Source organism: Nostoc sp. CHAB 5715, from assembly GCF_020829685.1.
Lineage (GTDB): Bacteria > Cyanobacteriota > Cyanobacteriia > Cyanobacteriales > Nostocaceae > Nostoc.
This window is the reverse complement of record NZ_JAIVFR010000610.1, coordinates 1-4,710: the sequence shown is the minus strand read 5'-3', so window position 1 is coordinate 4,710 and position 4,710 is coordinate 1. Positions and strand designations below refer to the sequence as shown.

The 4,710-nt window shown below is 44.2% G+C and carries 6 protein-coding genes, 1 tRNA gene and 1 pseudogene; 6 read left to right on the top strand and 2 right to left on the bottom strand.

Features of this window, described 5'->3' with window-relative positions; translation table 11 throughout:
• Positions 1–57 precede the first annotated feature (57 nt).
• Positions 58–1,158, bottom strand: coding sequence for a Holliday junction branch migration DNA helicase RuvB (ruvB, locus tag LC574_RS27285; RefSeq protein ID WP_229456791.1), 1,101 nt, complete (start codon positions 1,156–1,158; stop codon positions 58–60).
• A 32-nt stretch (positions 1,159–1,190) separates the two neighbouring features.
• Between ruvB and LC574_RS27280 the strand changes: the two genes are divergently transcribed.
• From LC574_RS27280 to LC574_RS27265, 4 genes are all read left to right on the top strand, one after another.
• The gene (locus tag LC574_RS27280; RefSeq protein ID WP_229456790.1) at positions 1,191–1,352 is read left to right on the top strand and encodes a hypothetical protein; all 162 of its coding nucleotides are present in this window, start codon (positions 1,191–1,193) and stop codon (positions 1,350–1,352) included.
• 61 nt (positions 1,353–1,413) lie between these two features.
• Entirely contained in the window at positions 1,414–2,187 is a 774-nt protein-coding gene (hisF, locus tag LC574_RS27275) for an imidazole glycerol phosphate synthase subunit HisF (RefSeq protein ID WP_229456789.1), read from the top strand.
• Positions 2,188–2,286: 99 nt separating this feature from the next.
• On the top strand, positions 2,287–2,481 hold the full coding sequence (locus LC574_RS27270; RefSeq protein ID WP_100901219.1) for a hypothetical protein: 195 nt from the start codon (positions 2,287–2,289) through the stop codon (positions 2,479–2,481).
• 94 nt (positions 2,482–2,575) lie between these two features.
• Positions 2,576–2,648: transfer RNA gene (locus LC574_RS27265), tRNA-Ala, on the top strand.
• Between the two features lie 140 nt (positions 2,649–2,788).
• Here the strand turns inward: LC574_RS27265 and LC574_RS27260 are convergent.
• Complete coding sequence (locus LC574_RS27260) at positions 2,789–3,001, bottom strand: hypothetical protein (protein WP_229456788.1); 213 nt, start codon at positions 2,999–3,001, stop codon at positions 2,789–2,791.
• A 212-nt stretch (positions 3,002–3,213) separates the two neighbouring features.
• Here LC574_RS27260 and LC574_RS27255 point away from each other — a divergent pair.
• Positions 3,214–3,732: pseudogene (locus LC574_RS27255) on the top strand (GDSL-type esterase/lipase family protein); the annotation flags it as partial.
• Positions 3,733–3,777: 45 nt separating this feature from the next.
• The gene (locus tag LC574_RS27250; RefSeq protein ID WP_229456792.1) at positions 3,778–4,212 is read left to right on the top strand and encodes a hypothetical protein; all 435 of its coding nucleotides are present in this window, start codon (positions 3,778–3,780) and stop codon (positions 4,210–4,212) included.
• Positions 4,213–4,710: the final 498 nt, after the last annotated feature.

Sequence of the window (4,710 nt, the reverse complement as noted above, 5' to 3'; positions counted from 1 at the left end):
GCCCAATGCCCCATGCCCCATGCCCCATGCCCCATGCCCAATGCCCAATGCCCATAATTACAATAATGACAATTGTTCATTAGGCGGCGTGAATCCTAAATGCTTGTATGCTGCCTTTGTCGCCATCCTGCCGCGATGAGTTCTAGTTAAATACCCAATTTGCATAAGGTAAGGTTCGTACACCTCTTCAATTGTTTGAGTATCTTCACCCGTCGCTGCTGCCATTGTTTCTAACCCCACTGGCCCGCCGTTAAATTGTTCAATTATCACACTCAGCATCTGGCGGTCTGTCCAATCTAAACCGCAAGGATCTACTTGGAATAGTTGCAATGCCTCAGATGCAATGCTTTCATTAATCTCCCCAGATATTTTTACTTCCGCATAATCACGTACACGCTTCAGTAGCCTGTTAGCAATCCGTGGTGTTCCGCGTGAACGACGGGCAATTTCTGTGGCACCATCTTCTGTAACAGGGGTTTTGAGTAATTGAGCGGTTCGCAGTACAATTTTAGTCAGTTCGTCAACTTCGTAAAATCGCAGTTTTTGAATTAAACCGAAGCGATCGCGCAGTGGTGAAGTTAAAGCACCGACACGGGTTGTAGCTCCCACAAGGGTAAACTTTGATAGCGGCAAACTTCTGATGCGAGCGCTGGAACCCTTACCAATAGTAATATCTAAGCGATAATCTTCCATCGCGGGATAGAGAATTTCCTCCGTCATCCGCGAGAGGCGATGAATTTCATCCACGAATAAAATATCTCCTGGTTTCATGTTCACCAGTAGTCCGACAATATCCCGTGGACGTTCTAGCGCTGGCGCACTGGTAATTTTGTAATTTACCCCCATTTCCGATGCTAAAATCATTGCCATTGTGGTTTTGCCCAATCCTGGCGGCCCATACAGCAGCAAGTGATCCAGCACCTCACCACGAGACTTGGCTGCTTTGATGGCAATATCTAGCACATCCTTTAAATCTTTTTGCCCAATGTAATCAGCAAATCGGTGCGGTCGAATACCTTCTTCCTGCTGTTCTTGTTCATCAATAGCAGCTTCAGGCTGCAAAATATTGTCTGCCGAAGGTGTCCTCGCCGACTCCCGACGCTGCTTTGGTTCTTTGTTGGGTTCTGGAGGCTGTTTTTTTGAGGAGATTATCGCCATAATTCAGCTATCTACTTTTAAGGGACTGGGGAGTGGGGAGTGGGGATTGGGGAGTGGGGGAGGCAGGGGGAGCAGGGGGAGATGAGGGAGATGAGGGAGATGAGGGAGATGAGGGGGACAAGGGAGACAAGCAGAATAACCAATGCCCCATGCCCCATGCCCCATGCCCAATACCCATGAAAATTTTAGTTTGAGAATACCCGCGCCAATTTAAAATTTAAATTCCGGTCAATTACCAGAAGTACAAAAGTTATTATGTTATCTAAAAGAATTTTACCGTGCTTAGATGTGAAGGCGGGACGGGTTGTAAAAGGAGTTAACTTTGTTAATCTCCAAGATGCAGGCGATCCGGTAGAGCTGGCCAAGGTTTACAACCAAGCCGGTGCTGATGAGTTAGTATTTCTGGATATTACAGCTACTCATGAAGACCGAGCTACTATTTTAGATGTGGTCTACCGGACTGCTGAACAGGTCTTTATTCCATTGACTGTGGGTGGTGGCATTCAATCCTTAGAAAATGTTAAAGCTTTGTTACGAGCAGGCGCAGATAAGGTTAGTATTAATTCTGCGGCGGTGCGTGATCCAGACTTGATTAATCGGGCAAGCGATCGCTTTGGTAATCAGTGCATAGTTGTTGCAATTGATGCCAGACGCAGAAATAACCCGGAGAATCCAGGTTGGGATGTCTATGTGCGGGGTGGCAGGGAAAATACAGGCTTAGATGCTCTACTGTGGGCACAAGAAGTTGAAAAACGGGGGGCCGGTGAACTGCTAGTAACAAGTATGGATGCTGATGGAACTCAAGCTGGGTATGACATTGAGATTACACGGGCAATTGCCGATGCCGTAGAAATTCCAGTTATTGCTTCTGGTGGTGCAGGTAATTGTGAACATATTTACACAGCCCTAACCCAAGGCAAAGCTGAAGCAGCATTACTTGCATCCCTGTTACATTACGGACAATTAAGCGTAGCAGAAATCAAAAATTACTTGCGCGATCGCAACGTGCCAGTAAGAATATTCTCTTGACCCATCATTTCCTGTTTAATGACATCTATCTAAGGTTAGACACACTTCCCTGAAAGGGTGTTAATATAATTTTACAAGTATTAACAAATATTAAAAAATATGTTGCTTCCTATTTTACTTTTTGATGTCGCCTTGGTGGCCTGGTCGCTGCACTTAATGGAAAGAGCCTACGAGAGTAAAGAATTTTCTCTCATGTTGGCTGGTACGTTGGTTGCTCTGGCTGCTGCTGCCATGTTAGTAGTTTACTTTTTGATGGGGCACTGTATGACCTATTTGTTGCAAGTGTCGTTGTGATTGCCCGGTGGTTGAGGAGATATTAAAAATTTATTATCCACAAAAAGCTTGACAAAGTACCAATATTCAAGCGATTATATATAATGGATTTTAAGGGGTTATAGCGCAGTTGGTAGCGCACCTCAATGGCATTGAGGGGGTCAGCGGTTCGAATCCGCTTAGCTCCATTCTTCAGAACCTAAATTTCTATGTTAATGGAGAGGTTTAGGTAAATTTTTTAGAGGGTTTTATTTGCCGTCTACCTAGTGGTCTGTCAACCCAAAAATGACGGGTGAAGGTGGGGAGTAGGGACTTGTACTGTCCTTCTCTACGAGAGGCTGCGCGAACGACTACGCTCAGGAACCGCGACTTGTGCCAAGCGTTGTCGAGGTAAGCCGAAGTAGTGGGGAAAGAGTTTTTTGTGTTTCTCAAATGTCTTGATATCCGTCAAAATATAAGATAGTGCGTAGGCATAGCCCGTCGTAGACATTGCATAGACGTTTTCAGTACCAAACCCCAAACTTGAGCTTTTAAACCGCAATTTTCACCCTCAGAAGCTCAACGTTCACCCTCAGAAGCTCAACGTTCACCCTCAGAAGCTCAACGTTCACCCTCAGAAGCTCAACTGCGGCAATATTAACTTTGCAACCATATCAATAAGTAGAAACCTCATAGATGCTTGGATATTAAAGATAGCCATCTATGGTATAGAAATGTATAGAATCTTGTAAAGATATAAAATATAGTTTTTAAATGCACACATTTCTAGCTTCTTCCTCAATGCAGGTGTCTGTACCACCAAATCACTTTCAGCCAATGAAGATCGTCGCACTGGGGGACAGCTTAATTTATGGATTTGGCGATCCGGAAAAAGGAGGTTGGATCGAGCAACTACGGCGATGGTGGATGTTGCCGGATAGTGCGGGTCATGTTCTTTATAATTTAGGGGTAAGAGGCGATCGCACACAACAAGTAGCCCAAAGGTTAGAAGTTGAGTTCCGCCACCGGGGTGAACTGCGAAATCGTGTCCCCGACTTGATTATATTATCAGTAGGTGTGAATGACTCAGCGCGGTTGGCGCGTCCCGATGGTCGAACTTACACAGATTTTGCATTGTTTGAAAAGGAAATTGCTTCTTTGCTAGATTTAGCACAGCAACTATGTCCTGTGTTATTTGTGGGCATGGTGCCAGTGGATGAAGCCAAGATGCCATTTTTAGATTGTTTTTACTATAATCATGCCGACCAGTACCGCTACAAAGAAACAACTCGAGCTGAATTTTTAAATCCATCTTTTTTCTATTTTTTATTCAGCATTATGACACCAACTTTATTTGGTCGTTGGCAAACTCGATTATTATTACTTGCAACGGTGGGCGTATTTGTGTCTTTGCCTTTTGCAATAGGTTGGATTGGTTCTAGTGCTAGCTCGGTTTATTTTTGGATACTTTGTTATGTCGCCATCTTTGGCTTAGGTTGGGATGTGCTTTATAACTATCTCCAAAAATTCCGATCGGACAGGGATTGGCCCGCAGCTTATCAACTATTAGCTGGTATATGGGAATTAGTATTTGTGTTTTGTGGAGTAAAACTATTTGGTTTTTTACCAATACCTTTACCTAAAGAAGAACTACCGTTAGCAGTTTTTTTATTGCACTATACAGTCGTGTGGCTAGCAGTTTTTATTAGTTCACAAAGCCTGATGCGAATTATCTTTCCCCGTTGGCGTTTCCGGGGTGGAGAGTGGTTGTAATATTGTGTCCCCAAATAGACCTAACCCCCTAACCCCCTTCCCGAAGCGGGAAGGCAGGGTGGTTTCATACGAAGAAAGAAAAATACATAAGTCTTGATTTCTCGTGAAAGTGGCATGGCTTTTTACCCCTCTCCAAACCTCTCCCCGAAACGGAGAGAGGCTTTGAAACCCAGTTGTTGTTTTTCTCTGCTTGTATGAAACCACCCTGCTTCCCGAAGCGGGAAGGGGGAAAAATTCAAATAAGCGTATTGGTTTATGGTCTAGACCAAGCCTCTTGAGGTGTTACAGCTATTTTCGACCACGCGGTAGGGGTAAAGCGCATTGCTCATTGGTGTCAACTTAAGCTAAAAATCGCTTATCTGTTGGCTTCGACGCCCGCCCAGAAATGAATTTCAGGGCTTATAGCTAAAGTCTACTGAAGTAGACTAAAGATTTTTCGGATTATTTAGTCATCAAAAGATGACTTTCGCTATTAGCAAGGAACTTCAGTTCCTTGCG